11 protein-coding genes are annotated in these 17,669 nt (G+C 40.9%); 6 read left to right on the top strand and 5 right to left on the bottom strand.

The window, feature by feature from the left end; genetic code table 11:
- Positions 1-5 precede the first annotated feature (5 nt).
- From C9J12_RS08795 to malT, 5 genes are all read right to left on the bottom strand, one after another.
- A complete protein-coding gene (locus C9J12_RS08795; protein ID WP_146150079.1) occupies positions 6-779 on the bottom strand; it encodes an alpha/beta fold hydrolase in 774 nt (257 codons plus the stop codon).
- A 60-nt stretch (positions 780-839) separates the two neighbouring features.
- Positions 840-1,112 carry a D-fructose-6-phosphate amidotransferase gene (locus C9J12_RS08790; RefSeq protein ID WP_107242362.1) on the bottom strand — a complete coding sequence of 91 codons (273 nt, stop codon included), beginning with the start codon at positions 1,110-1,112 and terminating at the stop codon, positions 840-842.
- 201 nt (positions 1,113-1,313) lie between these two features.
- On the bottom strand, positions 1,314-1,961 hold the full coding sequence (locus C9J12_RS08785; protein ID WP_107242361.1) for an outer membrane beta-barrel protein: 648 nt from the start codon (positions 1,959-1,961) through the stop codon (positions 1,314-1,316).
- Between the two features lie 201 nt (positions 1,962-2,162).
- Entirely contained in the window at positions 2,163-2,849 is a 687-nt protein-coding gene (locus tag C9J12_RS08780) for a DUF4336 domain-containing protein (RefSeq protein WP_107242360.1), read from the bottom strand.
- 87 nt (positions 2,850-2,936) lie between these two features.
- Positions 2,937-5,645: an HTH-type transcriptional regulator MalT gene (malT, locus tag C9J12_RS08775; RefSeq protein WP_107242359.1), complete on the bottom strand. Its 2,709-nt coding sequence runs from the start codon at positions 5,643-5,645 to the stop codon at positions 2,937-2,939.
- 478 nt (positions 5,646-6,123) lie between these two features.
- Here malT and C9J12_RS08770 point away from each other — a divergent pair, with 478 nt between their 5' ends.
- From C9J12_RS08770 to C9J12_RS08745, 6 genes are all read left to right on the top strand, one after another.
- Positions 6,124-8,586, top strand: coding sequence for a glycogen/starch/alpha-glucan phosphorylase (locus C9J12_RS08770; protein WP_107242358.1), 2,463 nt, complete (start codon positions 6,124-6,126; stop codon positions 8,584-8,586).
- 180 nt (positions 8,587-8,766) lie between these two features.
- Complete coding sequence (malQ, locus tag C9J12_RS08765) at positions 8,767-10,950, top strand: 4-alpha-glucanotransferase (RefSeq protein ID WP_107242357.1); 2,184 nt, start codon at positions 8,767-8,769, stop codon at positions 10,948-10,950.
- Between the two features lie 53 nt (positions 10,951-11,003).
- Positions 11,004-13,154, top strand: coding sequence for a 1,4-alpha-glucan branching protein GlgB (gene glgB / locus C9J12_RS08760; RefSeq protein ID WP_107242356.1), 2,151 nt, complete (start codon positions 11,004-11,006; stop codon positions 13,152-13,154).
- 334 nt (positions 13,155-13,488) lie between these two features.
- Positions 13,489-15,072 carry a methyl-accepting chemotaxis protein gene (locus tag C9J12_RS08755; protein WP_107242355.1) on the top strand — a complete coding sequence of 528 codons (1,584 nt, stop codon included), beginning with the start codon at positions 13,489-13,491 and terminating at the stop codon, positions 15,070-15,072.
- A gap of 314 nt (positions 15,073-15,386) precedes the next feature.
- A complete protein-coding gene (locus C9J12_RS08750; RefSeq protein WP_107242354.1) occupies positions 15,387-16,538 on the top strand; it encodes a VirK/YbjX family protein in 1,152 nt (383 codons plus the stop codon).
- 205 nt (positions 16,539-16,743) lie between these two features.
- The gene (locus tag C9J12_RS08745) at positions 16,744-17,454 is read left to right on the top strand and encodes a hypothetical protein (protein WP_107242353.1); all 711 of its coding nucleotides are present in this window, start codon (positions 16,744-16,746) and stop codon (positions 17,452-17,454) included.
- Positions 17,455-17,669 lie beyond the last annotated feature (215 nt).

The following is a 17,669-nucleotide window of genomic DNA, read 5'->3' as shown; positions in this document are numbered from 1 at the left end:
CGAAACTATTTAGGCAATCGCGCATAAAACGCGGCAGCTTGTTTACTCACCCATTCTGGTTCATCTAAAGTGAGATCATGTCCTGCCGTAGAGTGGCTAATTAATGGCCACTCAGCATGTTTAGAAAGTGCCTTGCTGCATTGATGGCTGACTAGGCGATCGTTTGATGATCCAAGTAACATGACTGGTTGTTTAGGTTTATCAGTAAAGCGGAACATAGCGGATGCATACAGTTGATTGAATGCATTTTTTGCTGTTATAGGGCACTCGTTTTTCCATTGTGTCCAATTTTCAATGACTTTCGCTTGTATTGGTTGGTTCGATGTCATGTTGAATATTAACGTTTCTTGTTGTTCTGATTGACTTAATAGCATACGAACAATGGTTAGGTATTGTCGCCAGTTCAAGCGTTGATAAAACGGAGACAGTGGTCGTACGCTGGTATTCATTAAAATGGCAGAGCGTATTTCAGCAGGAAAAAGCGTCATCCAGCTAATTGCAATCATCCCTCCCATTGAAAGAGCAATCAAGTCAACGGGGGTATCAGTAGTAAGCTTTAGGTGTAATTTAATACGTAAATCTTGCACCATTGCTGGAATATTGTTGGGTGATTGCAGTTTATGACGCTTTCCATTGCCAGCTAAATCGACACAGATTATTTGGCGATTAGGGAATTGCGTAATGAGTTGATTTAGAAAATCCCCCCAATGTCGCTGTTCACGTAATAATCCACGAATTAACACGATGGGATGTGTATTGGATGCATTCAATGTTTTCATACTTTGATTGCCCACGTTCTATAACTTCCCTTTAAATACACGCCCTAGGTAGAGCTGCACCTAATGAATCTTTTTTGCCATCATTAGGCGGTAGTCTTCACTGCCAATAATCCACGATGGTCGATTAATGATTTTAGCAATAATGAATGTTGGCAATATACAGATTAATAACGGTAGCGATTCATGGAGGTAGACTGAGGCCCGTGCTTTTTCATCAGATACGTAATTCAATACGGCAAGAACATCGAAAATAGCGCCTAGTAGTGCGAGAACCGAGAGAATAACGAGAATCAACCCAAGAAAATCACGTAAATATACTTTGGAAGCGTCCATTTATAATACTCCTGTAAATGTGGTGCATATTTATGGGTGATGATTTATTTCTACCCATTCCTTGTGGTGTTAAATATACGCCTAGAGGATTAACGCTAAATTGATTTACATCATACAAATGGATTGATTCAAATTGAAAAAACAAAAACGGCTTAACATCAAGATGTTAAGCCGTTTTTAAAGAAAGTGACAGGTTCTGTATTAGAAGCTGTAACGAGCACCTAGCTGGTAGCTCATTTCTTTGCGTACATCATAATCGCGGTGCATTAGGTTTGCTTCAATGCTCATATGGTCAGATACTTTAATGTTGTTGCCAAGGCGAACTTCGTACATTGCTTTGTCGTAATCAGCAACACGTACCGCTGGCTCAACAGTCCACTTGCTCATTAGCTGGTAACGCGCACCGATTTCACCTGTAATACCTGAATCATCAACGCGGCGTACGTGAGAAACATTAGATGTATTAGATAATTCTAATTCGTTTAATGTACTAGAGAAACCAGCCAAACCGTATACGGTTAAGTCGTTATTGATTGGGTGGAAGTAACCTAAGCCTAGTACGCTGTTAGAGATAGTTAGATCATCTTTAACGGTTGCATCACCACGTGTTTCCACGAAGAAGTTGTCAGTGAAGTTCCAGCTACCACGTAAATACATACCAGCAGTATTGTCCGTTTTGCCCAATCGTGATGATTTAAGATCATGATTATAAGTCGAAATCTGTAAACCACCTGAAACGTAGCTGAAGTTTTGTGTCAGGTTTTGTTGTGTTGTTTCAGTCGTTTCCGCTTGTGCAGTAAAAGTTGTCGCTAAAAGAGTTGCAAGGGGAAGCAGCATGAATTTGTTCATTATTTATAATCCTAATTATATTTATGACAACATATTATTTACTTAATGTTGTTCTTATGTTTTCAATGGTGAGGATATTACTCCCATAAAAAACATTGTGCAATAACTATTTGTACGGTGTTTTTTATTGGTGGGTTATTGAACATGCAGTTATGCGGGTAAGCTGCATGTTTTCGTTAATGTAGATATCAATAATTAGAACTATTTGCCTTGAAGTACCCAGTGAAAGGCATCAGAAAATATTTTTTTACCATTCTCTGGAATAACTAATCCGTGAGATAAGATTATACGATCGAAAGGCCATGTAAGAATTTCTTGAATAGATTGGCGTAAGCGGGTCTTATCTTTGAATGATAATCGCCAATATAAAGGCATAGCAGGGCGGTAATAACATCCATTAATGAAGGCTAGTGTCAGTGTGAGTGGGTTATAGCTATTGTGTAGCCACGCCAATGTATCGCCAACGATTAATGTTTTAGATTGTGGATCACAGAATACAATTTCTTCCATTGAATCGCTGCCACGTAAAATCGTTTGGAGTAATTGATTTCGCCATAACTCAGGTGTTGTTGCGCCTAATGCGTCATCGAATACTAAATCAGTTCTTTTTTGTTGTAAGCCTGGTGGGGCGAAAAAATACGCATCAGGGTAGGCGAGCCACCATTCTGATAAAAACAAATGATGATTCATATTGGGTGTGACGATTGCTTGAATTTTCCCTAATTTAGTTAACTCTAATTGCAGATGAGTGGTAAGTTGAACCGGAGAATGAATCAGAAGTTTATCATTTTCTAGCCTGATCACCGTCATACGACTGCCCACAGGTATGCCATTTACTTTAAGCGGCATATCGATGTACCAGATGCGATCTTTCATCCATTCAATCATTGGTTATCCTTAACCGGTTAATGGGCGAGTGCATGAGAATTATACTCTCAAACACTCGCTGAATGGACTTATAGTGTATAGCTTTCTTTAAAAGCCCATTAGTTTAAGTAAGTTCTCTGCTGTATCTATTGCTTGCTGGCGATTTGCAATATTCAATTTTTGATACAAATTACGAATATGTGTTTTGATCGTTGTAGAAGCAACATCGAGTTCAGATGCAATTTGTTCGTTGCTAAAACCTGCGTAAATTAAGCCAAGCACTTGCCATTCACGTTGAGTCAGTGGGCTTGTACGAATCAGCTCTGGTACATCAGGAAGGTTTAGAAGCTTTTCGACAAAGTTTTCATCAAAGTGTACTGAACGGTTACGTTCTTTGCTGGTCATTTCACGAAGAAGTTGCTGTACTCGATGAAGTTCTAATTCATTCAACTGTTTAGTATCAACCAACTCTTGTAGTAAATCACAAATTTCATTTGCATCACACAGAAAGTTACCGATCATGCCAGTACTGTTCGTCAAGGTTAATGCTTGTTTTAGGTGTTCAAGAGCAATTTTGCGTTGGCCTTGTTTTTTACACAGAATGGATTGTATAACAAGGTTACGATTACTATCCGTTATTAAGCTGTGTGCTTTACAATTATCCTCAAGCATAGCGAAGATTTCTTCTGCTTGATGGTAGTCTTCTAAAATGATGCAGGCACGGGCGATGTTTCGCCATTGTAATTGCTGGAAGTGGTTACAAGCGCTATCAGGACGTTCAGCTTGATGCAACCAGTTAGCGATATTGTCTTTTTCACCTTTTATCTGCCAGTAAAAAAGGTTAGACAAATCGGTGTTTGCACGCCAGTCAATATGATAATCAGCGCGTTCCATTAAGCTGTTACACAATTCTAAATAACGTGCTGCTTTATCTATCTCACCACGACTAAGTGCAATACGCGCCAGCATTGAGTAAGCATGCAATGACTTGGTGTCATCAAAGGGTGCGAGTACTTCTAAGCTCTTATGGGCACATTCTTCTGCTTCATCGAGTCGGTTCCAGCACCATAAAATCTGAGCGCGTAGGCGTAACAGAAATTCATGAAGAGGAACTTGTTGTAGATGTTGCTCTTTTACTAGGCGATAGGCTTGGTCGAGTAATTCAAACGCAGCTTGAACATAACCTTGAGCGACGAGAATTTCACTTTGTTGCAATAGAGCCCACAGGGCTTGATGATATACATGGTACTGACGTGCCATTTTTTCTGTTTGCTGCATCATCGGCAATGCACGGCTGAGATTACCTAAACAGTGGTGTACTTCACCTACAACAGAGGTGGCAACAATGCGACTTCGGTATGTTGTTGAAGGCAACTGTCCTAATGCTTGTTCAGATAACACTAATGCATCTACTGGTTTACTTTGGTTGATGGCAACTTGAGCACGAAGTGCATTAAACTCACCTTGTAATCCATCGTCTAACACCAAATTACGTTGTTTCATTTCTTCTTCAGATTCAGCGATTAACTCACCAACATCATCATAGCGGTGCTGACTTTGTGCTAGCCAAGCGCGTAATAAGGTAAGGCGCGGTGCGCTGAATAGTTTTTCAGTACTAAGTGCAGAAATGGAATCTTCTAAGAGTTTTAATTCTCCGTGATGGTACATATTCCAGCCGTAATCAGTCAGGATCTCTATGGTGAGATCTTCATTTTTACTTTTCATTGCATGCATTAAAGCTTGTTGTGGACGGTTTTGTTTTAGCCATGCTTTTGCGGCATTGTTGTGTAACTCTGTTCGTTGTTGTGGAATTTGAGAGTAGCGCTGGTGGCGTAAAAATTCAGCGAAAAGGTTATGGAAGCGATACCAGTTATCAGCACCTTCAAGTGTATTTAAGAATAAACCAAAGCGGTTGAGTGATTCCAACATAGAGAGAGCATCGCTACGACCCGTTAAGTCAGACACTAATTCAGCATTGAAAATATCTAATACTGAACACTGTAATAAAAATTGCTGGGTTTCACGATCTAATTGGTCAAAGACTTCTTCTGCTAGGTAGTCCCACAAATGCCCGCGGTTAAAGTTTGCCATTGAAAGGGCAGACTCCGCCAGGTTATTCGGTTTTTGTTGTGCATGCAGTGCGATAAGTTGTAAAGCTGATGGCCAACCTTCGACTTGTTCTCGTAGTGAATTGAGTACTGTTGTTTCAATCTCTGAAGAGACTCGCTTGTGAAAAAAGCGTTCGGTCTCTTCTTGATCAAAAGCCAGTAAATGGTTATCCACCTCAATCAGTAAATCGCGTACTCGTAAATTTGCAGTGCCGAGTGGCGGTTGTGTACGGCTGGTAACCACTAATGTGACGCAATCTGGCATGTGCTTGAGGAAAAAGCGCATACCTTCATGGATCTCTTCATTATTGATCACATGGTAATCATCAAGAACTAAATATGTTTGTTCATCATAATCTGATAATTCACCAAATAATTCACTAAAGAGCGTTGTTAAACACGCAAATTGGCGGCGTTCTGCCATTGCTTGGGTTTTTAAGCAGGCATTGTTTGTTGCTTTATTAATGGATTGCAGTAAATAGTTTGCAAACCTAAAGGTATCGTTATCACTTTCATCAACGTTAAACCATCCAGTATGTGAGTGTTTATTCAACCACTGCGCGGCCATTGTTGTTTTACCGTAACCGGCAGGCGAACGAAAAAGAACAAGGCGATAATAAGGCGCTTGATCGAGGCTTTCCAGCAATCGAGAACGAAGAATTGCGTTATGAAGGCGTGCTGGTCGAGTAAGTTTCGAAGGTATCCACATAGTATTCTTTACGTCTTTTATAAGGGTTCAAGATCCGATTTGAAATCTTCCTTTGGTTACAAAGGAATAGTAAGTATGTGATTTATGCTACTTGCTAATCAAAATCATGCAGTAAATGGCTACTACAATATTTGATCCTAACCATAACTTTACCTTTCTCATGGGTTTAAAGCGTCCTTCTATTGTCTCTCATCCCTAAAAATATGAACCACTTCACATAATGTGCGTCTGACATGAAAAATTAAGAGGGTAGTTGCACATGAGTGTTTCATTCATAAGTGTGAACTAGGTTGCATGGTTAGCTTGTGATTATTCATCTACACCCTATTTTTATGGAGAGCGTCACAAAAAATACCCGTTAAGATTACCTACGCCCCTTCTACTCATCCCTCATACCCCAAAGTTAGGAGGATGTTTTTATGAATAAACACAGGCAACATAGATTCCAGTTGAAATAATCCTAGAGAGAGAATGAACCATGACTACACGTGGTCAAACACAACAATTTGATAAAGCTTTATTTAAAGCATCAGTAGAAAAACACTTAGTGACTACTTATGCGAAAACGCCAGAGACAGCAGACTCACGAAGCTGGTATCTAGCAGTCGGCAAAGCATTAGCTGAGATCAGCACCGGCAGCCTGCTAGAAACGGAAAAGCAACTTGCAGAACAAAATGTACGTAGTGTTAATTACCTTTCTTTAGAATTCTTGATTGGTCGCCTTACTGGTAACAACCTTATCAGCATGGGGTTATACGAAGAAGTGAGCGCGGCAGTAGAAGAGCTAGGGCTTAACTTAACAGATTTACTTGAAGAAGAACGCGACCCCGCATTAGGTAATGGTGGTCTTGGCCGTCTAGCTGCATGTTTTATGGATTCTTTAGCAGCGCAAGAATACCCTGCAGTTGGTTACGGTCTTCATTATGAATACGGTTTATTTAGCCAATCTTTTGAAGGTGGACATCAAGTAGAAGTGCCAGATGCGTGGCGCGGTATTGAGGGTTACCCTTGGGAAGTTGTTCGCCCTGAACTCGGCCAAACTGTTGGTTTGTTTGGTTCAGTTGAAACATACACAGATAAAGCGGGCACTAGTTGTCGCCGTTGGGTTCCAGCAATGACCGTTGAAGGTGTTGCATGGGATCTTCCTATTGTTGGTTACGACAATAAGAGCGTTTACCCTCTGCGTTTATGGGAATGTCGTTCACCAGCGCCATTCAATCTAGCTCGCTTTAACGATGGCGATTACGTTGGCGCACAATACGGCCAATTAGAAGCTGGTAACGTAACAAAAGTGCTTTACCCAAATGACAATCATGATCAGGGTAAAACATTGCGCTTAATGCAGCAGTATTTCCATTGCGCATGTTCTATAGCAGATATTCTTCGTCGCCATTTTGCAGCTGGTAACAAAATTGAAGATCTTGCGAAACTTGAATCTATTCAGCTAAATGATACTCACCCAACAATTGCGATTCCTGAACTAATGCGCATCCTTATTGATGAGCACAAATTAGGTTGGGATGCGGCATGGGCAATTTCATCGAAAGTATTTGCTTACACTAACCACACATTATTGCCTGAAGCACTGGAAAGATGGAGCGAGTCTCTAATCGCAGACATGCTTCCGCGTCATATGGAAATTATTTTCGAAATTAACCACCGTTTCATGACGTTGGTTGAAGAGAAGTGGCCTGGTAACAACGAAATCAAACGTAAGCTTTCTATTATTGAAGAAGGCCAGCAGCGTATGGTTCGTATGGCAAACTTGTGTGTGGTCAGTACTTACGCTGTTAATGGCGTAGCGGCTCTGCACTCAGAGTTAGTTAAACGCGATTTATTCCCTGAATTCAACGAACTATTCCCAGGTCGTCTTCATAACGTTACAAACGGTGTTACACCACGTCGTTGGTTAAAGTTCTGTAACCCAGGTCTTACTGAGTTAGTGAATGAAAAAATCGGTACAGAATGGCCTGCAAAACTTGAGCAGTTGTCTGGTTTAGCTAAATTTGCGGAAGATAAGAAATTCCAGAAGCGTTACCTAGCAGTGAAGAAAGACAACAAGCAACGTTTTGCTGATTGGGTTCAAGACAACATGGGTATCGAGCTTGATACTAATGCAATCTTTGATGTTCAAATTAAACGTCTACACGAATATAAGCGTCAGCATTTGAATTTGCTTCATATTCTATCGCTTTACCATCGTTTGCTGAATGAACCTACGTTTGATATGCACCCACGTGTGTTTATCTTTGCTGCGAAAGCAGCACCGGGTTATGCATTAGCAAAAGATATTATTTTTGCAATTAACAAAGTTGCAGACAAAGTAAATAACGATCCTCGCCTTGGCGGTAAGCTGAAAGTTGTATTCGTACCTGATTACCGTGTAAGCCTTGCGGAAATCATTATTCCTGCGGCTGACGTGTCTGAACAGATTTCAACAGCAGGTCTAGAAGCGTCGGGTACAGGTAACATGAAGCTTGCACTTAACGGTGCACTAACTATCGGTACGATGGACGGTGCGAACGTTGAGATCCGCGAAGAAGTGGGCGACGAAAACATCTTTATCTTCGGTTTACTGGTAGATGAAGTTCTTAAACAAAAAGAAGAGGGTCACGACCCTTACCGTTATTACCACGCTGATAGCCTTCTACGTGCGTCGCTAGATTTATTGAATACCGACGAATTTACCCCAGGTAATCCTGGCCAGTTATCGGCAATTCGCCAAAACTTACTGGATGGTGGTGACCCATACTTAGTGCTTGCTGATTTCGCAGACTACGTAAAAGCACATGAAAAAATTGATGCGGAATACCGTGATCAAGCAACATGGGCACGTAAAACGATTTTGAATACAGCACTTGTTGGTAAATTCAGTTCAGACCGTAGTATCCGTGACTATGTTAATAATATCTGGAAATTAAAAGCAGTCTCAGTTAAATAACTGCTTTAAACGACAAGTGCCGTCATTGGCACTTGTCGTAATCATTAACTTTCTTGCTTGTTGATGGCAGTTGCTAGTTAGCAAATAAAGGCATCGATATTTGGAAGTTAAGCGCCACTCTGTATTGGTATCAGCAAATTAAACATCGTAGCGGCATTAAGATCGCTATCGGAGAGAACGATGAAAGATGATCAAGTATTAAAACAAGTTGCTGAAATGGCTGGCCTAGCTGACAGCTATGTAAGTGCTTGGGGTGATGAAGCTCAAGTAGAAAACGAGACCCTACGTCGTTTATTATCTGCGCTTGGCTATGACACCAAAAATGATGATGCATTAATGGAATCTGCGCTAAAAAGACAGCGTCCAGATGTATTAGCACCTGTTAAGGTTGTTCGTAATGGCGAACCCATGCACATTACGCTACACCTTGGCGTAAGTGCTCGAACAAGTGATTTCAGCTGGAAACTTACTACCGAACAAGGTGTAGTAATGGAAGGTTGGTTACAGTCTCAACTTATTTCTGATGATCGTGAAAATGGCGGTCCACTTGTCTTTGCATTACCTGATGACTTGGCGTGGGGCTACCATAAATTAGAAGTATTCCGCAAACGCCGTAAGTCTCCATTTGAAATGACATTGATCGTAACTCCAACGTCTTGTTATAAGCAGCAAGCGCTGTTGGATGATAAGAAACTTTGGGGCACCAGTGTTCAGCTTTATTCTGTTCGCACCAACTATAACTGGGGTATTGGTGACTTTGGCGATCTAAAACAATTAGTTGCTGATATTGCGGCTCGAGGTGGTGATTTTGTGGGCCTTAACCCAGTTCACTCACTCTTCCCTGCGAACCCAGAAGGTGCAAGCCCATATAGCCCGTCTTCACGACGTTGGTTAAACTTAATGTACATTGACGTTAGCTCTGTGTCTGAGTTTGCACAATGTGATGCAGCTCAACAACTTGTTGGTAGTGCACAATTCCAACAACGTTTAGTGGAAGCGCGTAATACTAATTGGGTGAATTACAGCGAAGTGTCTTGCTTAAAGATGGCAGTACTTCCGTTACTATTTGATACTTTTAGTGAGCGTCACTTAGATAATAATACACAACGTGCAAAACAATTCTTACAGTTTGTTGAAGAGGGCGGCGATAGCTTACTTCATCAAGCAGCATTTGATGCATTGCATGCTGATCTTAAGAAGAAAGATGACAATACTTGGGGCTGGCCTGTATTCCCTGAAGAGTATCGTCATTTCGATAATGCAGCAGTGAAAATTTACATCAAAGATAACGCTAAGCAAGTTAAGTTGTACATGTACTTACAATGGCTAGCAGACACTCAGCTTGCTGAAGTGAATGAGTTAGCTGAAGAGAAAGGCATGGCAATGGGTCTATACCGTGACCTTGCGGTTGGCGTTTGTGATTCTGGAGCTGAAACATGGGCTGACCATGGTGCGCTTTGTCAAGATGTTAGTGTTGGCGCGCCACCTGATATTTTGGGTCCATTGGGTCAAAACTGGGGTTTACCACCGCTAAACCCTGAAGCATTAAAAGAAACAGCTTACGAACCTTACATCCAGTTATTACGTGCAAATATGCGTAACTGTGGTGCACTACGAATTGACCACGTTTTAGGCTTGTTACGCCTTTGGTGGATTCCGAAAGGTGAATTAGCAACACAAGGTGCTTACATGTACTACCCAGTAGATGACATGATGGCAATCTTAGCATTAGAGAGTCACCGTTTTCAGTGTACCGTCATCGGTGAAGACTTGGGTACAGTGCCAGATGAAATTATTGGTAAACTGTCTACTGCTGGTATTCACTCATACAAAGTATTCTTTTTCGAAACAGCTGAAGATGGTGGTTTCTATTCTCCGTCTCATTATCCATCACAATCTATGGCGGCATTATGTACGCATGATATGCCAACACTTCGTGGTTTCTGGCACTGTGATGACTTAAAATTGGGTGAAGAATTAGGGCTTTATCCAAATAAAGATCAACTTGCGGGATTATTTGCAAGTCGTGCTGAAAGTAAGCAAAAAATCCTTGATAGTTTAGACTGGCATGGTTATCTTCCTGAAGGGGTAGGTCACGATGCGAGTTATGTTCCAATGGATCTGCGCCTTAGTGAAGGTATGCAGATGCATTTGGCTGCTAGTTCGAGTGCATTGCTGAGCCTACAATTGGAAGACTGGTTGGAAATGGATAAGCCAGTCAACATTCCTGGTACAGTTGATGAATACCCTAACTGGCGTCGTAAGCTTTCTACAACATTAGACGATTTATTTACACGTCAAGATATTATTGATCTAACTCGTCGTTTAACAGACGCACGAGGAAAAGCAAGCCAGAAAAAATAATCAGGAGTAGTGCGTTGGACACGATCAAAGTGACACGCAGTGAAAAGGAATATATGCAGCTCGAAAGGGCTGCTTTTTCGGACCCGTTTTCGTTTTTAGGTCCACAGTATCTGTCGACTGGCATCGCACTTCGTGTGTGGATGCCTGGCGCTGTTTCTGTGGCAGTTGAAATTGAAAATGGCGAGAAATTTCCTCTTACACGCGAAGGTGAAAGTGGTTTCGTTTTAACAAGTAAGATGGATCTTACCGCTGCAGTATATAAGCTACATATAAGCTGGCCGACTGGCGAGCAAACAATTCATGACCCGTACCAGTTTCATGGGTTTATGCCTTCAGGTGATGCACTAGTATCGCCATCGAAAATGCATAGCGAGATGGGTGCACAGTTACTCTCCCTTAATAAAGGTGGTCAGCCAATATCTGGTGTACGTTTTCTTACTTATGCACCGAATGCATCAGCAGTCAGTGTTATTGGTGAATTCAATGCTTGGGATGGCCGTCGTCACCCTATGCAACGTTTGGATGATGGCCTGTGGGGCTTATTTATTCCAGATTTAGAAGATGGCACTCAATATAAATTTGAATTAAAAGATAGTTCAGGAAATAGCTTACCGCATAAAGCTGATCCTTGGGGCTATTCATCAGAACAGTACCCATCTTTTACCTCTATCGTTTACGATCAGTCTCGTTACCAATGGCAAGATAAAGCATGGCAAACACGTCCTGTTAGTGTGAAGCATCAAGAAGCATTGTCTTTTTATGAGCTTCACGCGGGCTCATGGCGTAGAAATGAGCAGGGTGATTTTCTAACATATCGTGAACTTGCAGAACAGCTGATTCCTTATTTATCAGAGATGGGGTATACCCACCTTGAATTAATGCCAGTTTCAGAACATCCGTTCTATGGTTCATGGGGTTATCAACCTATTGGTTTGTTCTCACCAACAAGTCGATTTGGTACACCTGATGATTTCAAATACTTCGTTGATCAATGCCACTTGGCGGGTATCGGTGTCGTACTTGATTGGGTACCGGCTCATTTCCCTTCAGATGATCACGGTCTTGCTAATTTTGATGGCACAGCATTATTTAACGACCCAGATCCTCGTCGTGGTTGGCATCAAGATTGGAAGAGCTACATCTATGATTACGGCCGCGATCATGTGCGTCGATTCCTAATATCGAATGCGCTGTTCTGGCTCGAGCATTATCATATTGATGGTTTGCGTGTTGATGCTGTGGCATCAATGTTGTATCTCGATTATTCTCGTGAGCACGATCAGTGGATTCCAAATCACGACGGTGGTAACCAGAATTACGATGCAATCAGCTTGCTACGTTGGATGAATGAAGAAGTGTATTCTCATTATCCAAATGCAATGACCATTGCTGAAGAATCAACGGCATTCTCTGGTGTTTCTCGTCCTACTGATATGGGCGGTTTAGGCTTCGGCTTTAAGTGGAATATGGGGTGGATGCACGACAGCCTTTCTTATATTCAAGAAGAGCCTGTGCACCGTAAATTCCATCATAATACGATTACCTTCCCGCTGATTTATGCATTTAGCGAGAACTATGTACTGTCTTTATCTCACGATGAAGTGGTTTACGGTAAAGGTTCGCTATTAGATAAAATGCCAGGCGATGAATGGCAAAAAAGTGCTAATTTGCGTACATACATGGGCTACATGTATGGTCAGCCAGGTAAGAAACTGAACTTCATGGGGGCTGAAATAGCTCAAAGTGCCGAATGGTCACATGATGGTCAACTAGAATGGCACTGGTTAGAGTACCCTCGCCATTATGGCATGAAAAAGCTTGTCAGTGATTTGAACCATTTGTACCAAGATTTGCCAGCATTACATGAACTCGATTGTTCACCTGAAGGGTTTGAATGGCGTGTTCAAGACGATGCTGAAACCAGTGTGTTAGCGCATGAGCGATTTGCACTGAATGGCGATAAAGTACTCGTTATTTCTAATTTCACACCTGTTCCTCGTGAAGGCTACACCTTGGGTGTACCTGCAAAGGGTGAGTATGAATTATTGCTTAATACTGATGCTGAAAAATATTGGGGTAGCGGTACACCAATACAGCAAACAGTGAAAACGCAGTTGTTAGAAAAACACGGTTTGGCACAATCCATTTCGTTGGATCTACCGCCATTATCAACGGTATTTTTAGCATTTAAAAAACACGCATAAAACGTGTGTATGGTATGAATGTGTTTAAAAAAAACAGCATTGAATACCTAGTTGCTTAGCAACGTGTTGCATTTGATTCGTTAATTTTCAATAGGTTGCTGAGTAATGAAACAACAAAAATAATACGTTGAGTATTTAGAAAAAAAGCCTGTGATCATGTATCACAGGCTTTTTTTTATACGATTGATTGATAAAGCATATATTTCTTCTGTAAATGCTAACCAGTGTCAATTTTTTGTCATCTTCGCAATGGTACGGTGAGGATATGTGATTGTAATCGCATATTTTAAGTTAATAATCACGATGTTGCATATAAAATAATAAGAGATAAAAAATGACAAAATCTTCAAAAGAGATGACACATAAAGAGTTGGATAAAGAAGTTGATTATTCAGAAGGGATTAATCTGATATCAACCACAGATCCGGATAGTAATATTACTTATGCGAATCAGCATTTTTGTGATGTTGCGGGATATAACATAGAGGAAATGGATGGAAAGGCGCATAACTTAGTCAGGCATAGTGATATGCCGAAACAGGCGTTTGCTCAACTATGGCAGTACATAAAGTCGGGTAAAAGTTGGATGGGGGTAGTAAAGAATCGTTGTAAAAATGGTAGTTATTATTGGGTTTCAGCATTTGTAACACCGATCACCAATGACAAAGGCGAGGTCGTTGAGTTTCAATCTGTACGCAGCCGACCCGATCAGGCTAGTGTCAGTCGTGCAACTCAACTCTATAAGCAATTGAACTCGGACAAGAAGGCTACCACGTCACGCCCTCGCTTTGCACAAACCATTTTAATTCCATGTCTTCTTTCTGTCGCTTTTGTATTGGCGATGGTACAAATATTGATGTCTGGCGTAAATATCATTTCTATCGCGATGCTTTTGGTTATCGCCATAGCGACTGGGATCAGTGTTCAGCTGTATCAACGTTATAAAAAATTAACGGATATGGCAAAAGAGGCTTACGATAATCCATTAATGGAATATGTCTACACTGGTAAAAAAGATGATGTCTCTGTGGTTGAGTTAGCATTACGTATGCGCCAAGCAGAGCTGCGAGCCATTGTTGGACGTGCCAGCGAAACATCAGGTGATATTCTTATTTCAGCTGAGGATGAGTTTGGTAACACGCAACAAATGCAGACCAATCTTGAACAACAAATGGCGGCAACAGAGCAAGTAAGTGTAGCGATGGGGCAAATGTCTTCATCTATCCGTGAAGTGGCAGAAAGCGCAGCACAAGCATCGACGATTACCTCTGAAGCACAGCAGATGTCGTTAGAAGGGCAGCAGAGTGTTGAAACGACTATTAATTCTGTACATGCATTGCATCAAGAGTTAGATAACTCCAAGCAAGTCATTAATGCATTATCGGATAGCAGTAAACAAATTGAAGGCATTATGGATGTGATTGGCTCGATTGCCGATCAAACTAACTTATTGGCATTGAACGCTGCGATTGAAGCGGCTCGTGCTGGTGATGCAGGACGCGGCTTTGCGGTGGTCGCCGATGAAGTGCGTTCGTTAGCGCAGAAAACTCAATCATCAACGGGTGAAATTCAGCAGATGATTGCACGGCTACAACAAACGGCTAGCCAAGCTGTCGATGCTGTTGAACGCGGCGGTGTATTGTCGAAAAAATGTAATGATCAGGCAGCAGAAACGGGCACCTTATTAGAGCAGATCAACGAGATGCTTAATCTAGTCACAGATAGCAGCCATCAGATAGCTTCGGCGGTGGAAGAACAAGCGGGTGTTAGTGATGAGATCTCACGCAATGTTGAAAACATCAACGAATTAACGGTCGCAACGTCAAAAACCAGTAATTATTCTGTAGAGAATACCCGTATGCTGGTGGACCGCCTGGAAACAATGAAGCGCTTGATGGATCAATTTCAACGTATATAAACAGTGAAAGTTGCCAACGTTCACATATTATCCTGCTTATCATTATGTAAGATATAAACCGATAGATTATTACGCCATTGATTATCGTTATTAAACGATCATCAATGGCGTTTTTGTATCCCCCTCTTCATGATTAGTTTTCCGTAAGTACTACTTAACGACTAAGTGGCCATTATTTGCACACTGTTCATAATTAACTGTACAGCGTGCATTATCGTTCGGTATACTTTGACAGAATTTTCAGGAGTTGTTAGTTCGCATAACTACTGGCTTGATTGTTTAAGTCAGTGACGGTTCATTCAAGGTGAACATCAATGTGTAACTTGCCCTTAATTGTCAAAAGAAGATTAGATATTTTGAATGTAATGGTTGAAAAGAAGAGCGGTTATTTGCGTGCGTTGCCTAAAATTGCAGGCGATTTATACCCAGGTAGTACTGGATGGCGCAGAATTAAAAAGAATGCGCGTTTCTGTTTGTGGGGGATAATGAATGCAAATACGATGAAATCAATGATGGCATTATTTGATAATGAAAAGTTATCACCAGTGTTGAAATCTAATCCTCGTATTTTAGAAAAACCCTTAAAGCCGTACTTATGTGTTAATTGGAGTCGCGCCGAGCGTGTAGCACATATTCAAGATCACTTTAATTTTTGTCAGCATATTTTTGGCTCTAATTTATCAAAGATTTATGAAAACATCGGCCTAACCATTTTGTCGTTTGATGACTCCAAAGGTGGCTCTTACCATGTAAAGTTATGTGCTGGTGGAAGCCGGGAAGGGTCTTTAGGCTTGCAACTAATAGATGCACAAAATCGTACGATCTATTCATTAAGCTGCCATGTGTCGACACAGCCTAAAACCATTTTTTATATTGGTTCAGTGCAAGGACCAAGTGATGATATTGAAGATCGTAATGATGTGATCAAGTTGCTGACGCGCTCGGTGCATGGCTTACGAACCAAGGCGTTGATGTTAGAAATAGCGTTGATGTTGGCGAAAAGCCTAGACGTTGATGAGGTTCAGGGGATCTCTAATAAAGCACATATCTACCAAGCGTTGCGTTATGTGGGCTCAAAACGTAAATCGGTGACATTTGATTACAATGATCTATGGGAAGAATATGGTGCTGAAGTACTGAACAAATATTTCTATAAGATACCGCTTCACCCATTGCGCAAAGATCCAACGACATTAAAGAAAACCAAACGTCGTTTGTATGTAAAACGTTATCAGTGGTTGGAAGATAGCGAACAGACTGTCATGAACAGTTTATGTGCCCTGAGTACTAATCTTGATTTTATTGCCCGTTTAATGTCGATGATAAAAACTGAAGAGCCTCACACTGAGGATACACAGGGCAATACAATATGTGATACTGCGAAGGTTACAACATCAATCAGTATTTCGGTAACGCCAGACATGATTAAGAAAGATATAACAAATATGTCGACGAATGTTGCCTAGTGTATAGTCGTTTCACTTTCCCATAAACGTGCACCATCCAGTCAAAAATTCACTCTCTAATTTTGGCGACCTTGAGAGATTTTTTGTTTCCATGATGGAGCCTTGACTCGCAGGCTCCAGAATTGATCATATTTATTGCTAAGTCTAAGAGGCGTGCTAGTTTTAATAGTAATAGTTGATCAACAAAATGTCGGAGAAAAACAACATGAGTGAAACTAAACAGGCATTATGGGAACTAGAATACAGACTTGAACATCATCCCGACATTTTTAAGAAAATTGACTATATCCAGTTAATTGATCTAAGTCAGAAAATAAAGCTAGGCGCCAGCAAAAAAATAGACGATCCTGATCTTACTCCATCTGACATAAAAAAAACTGTCGATGCCTTTAAGGTATGTCTAGAGTTGGCTGTTATTGTAAAAGAGTCTGAAATAGCCACAATTTTACTTGAGCAATCAATAAATATTAAGAAAGTTCTCGAAGGTTACTCCATTCCGGAAATTGATGCGCAAATCATTTCAAAAGATGAGCTCAAAGAGCTCGTGGAGTTTGCGGAATCAAAAGATTTAATGGAGATGCTACTAGATATAAATAAAGATAGTATTAATGAGAAGAAGTTAGAATCATATTTAAAAATCAACTACGATGATCCGGATATAACCCCAGATAGAAATAAGCTAACTCCTGATGAACGTAGCCGGAGACTGATGGCACTTCTAATAATGAATAAAGCTCTATCAAGTGGGCTACTGACCTGTGGAAATATTGGTTTAGGGGCACTTTCTGGTATTCTTTCAACCATTCCAACGCTGACAAATCCAACTTTCCCACTTATACCCGGCTTAATCACTTCCACTTATACCGGTATAAACGGAATACTGTCAGCCCTTGAAGACCTAAACAATTTGCCATAAGAGAGAAAATCTGTAACCGTTCACCAGAGGTAGGTTTGACTTTAAGTGAACGGTGTCAATTTACAGAGCAAGAACATTCGGGTAAGGCGTAAGCGTCTGGCCAAACACACCTTCATCTAATTTCTGATTTCAGTTATGTTATTTCCAAGTCACATAAAAGGAAATAACAATGAAAAGAACGCGCAACGAAACACAATGGCAGACTCTAATACAAA

Source organism: Photobacterium frigidiphilum (assembly GCF_003025615.1).
In the GTDB taxonomy this organism is placed as follows: Bacteria; Pseudomonadota; Gammaproteobacteria; order Enterobacterales; family Vibrionaceae; genus Photobacterium; species Photobacterium frigidiphilum.
Note: the sequence above shows the minus strand (reverse complement) of the source record. Positions and strands in the feature narration are given on the sequence as shown.

What these genes read in the sequence shown, in the direction of transcription:
- C9J12_RS08795 (WP_146150079.1), bottom strand. Translation starts at nt 779, where the DNA reads ATGAAAACATTGAATGCATCCAATACACATCCCATCGTGTTAATTCGT.
- C9J12_RS08790 (WP_107242362.1), bottom strand. Translation starts at nt 1,112, where the DNA reads ATGGACGCTTCCAAAGTATATTTACGTGATTTTCTTGGGTTGATTCTC.
- C9J12_RS08785 (WP_107242361.1), bottom strand. Translation starts at nt 1,961, where the DNA reads ATGAACAAATTCATGCTGCTTCCCCTTGCAACTCTTTTAGCGACAACT.
- C9J12_RS08780 (WP_107242360.1), bottom strand. Translation starts at nt 2,849, where the DNA reads ATGATTGAATGGATGAAAGATCGCATCTGGTACATCGATATGCCGCTT.
- malT (WP_107242359.1), bottom strand. Translation starts at nt 5,645, where the DNA reads ATGTGGATACCTTCGAAACTTACTCGACCAGCACGCCTTCATAACGCA.
- C9J12_RS08770 (WP_107242358.1), top strand. Translation starts at nt 6,124, where the DNA reads ATGACTACACGTGGTCAAACACAACAATTTGATAAAGCTTTATTTAAA.
- malQ (WP_107242357.1), top strand. Translation starts at nt 8,767, where the DNA reads ATGAAAGATGATCAAGTATTAAAACAAGTTGCTGAAATGGCTGGCCTA.
- glgB (WP_107242356.1), top strand. Translation starts at nt 11,004, where the DNA reads ATGCAGCTCGAAAGGGCTGCTTTTTCGGACCCGTTTTCGTTTTTAGGT.
- C9J12_RS08755 (WP_107242355.1), top strand. Translation starts at nt 13,489, where the DNA reads ATGACAAAATCTTCAAAAGAGATGACACATAAAGAGTTGGATAAAGAA.
- C9J12_RS08750 (WP_107242354.1), top strand. Translation starts at nt 15,387, where the DNA reads ATGTGTAACTTGCCCTTAATTGTCAAAAGAAGATTAGATATTTTGAAT.
- C9J12_RS08745 (WP_107242353.1), top strand. Translation starts at nt 16,744, where the DNA reads ATGAGTGAAACTAAACAGGCATTATGGGAACTAGAATACAGACTTGAA.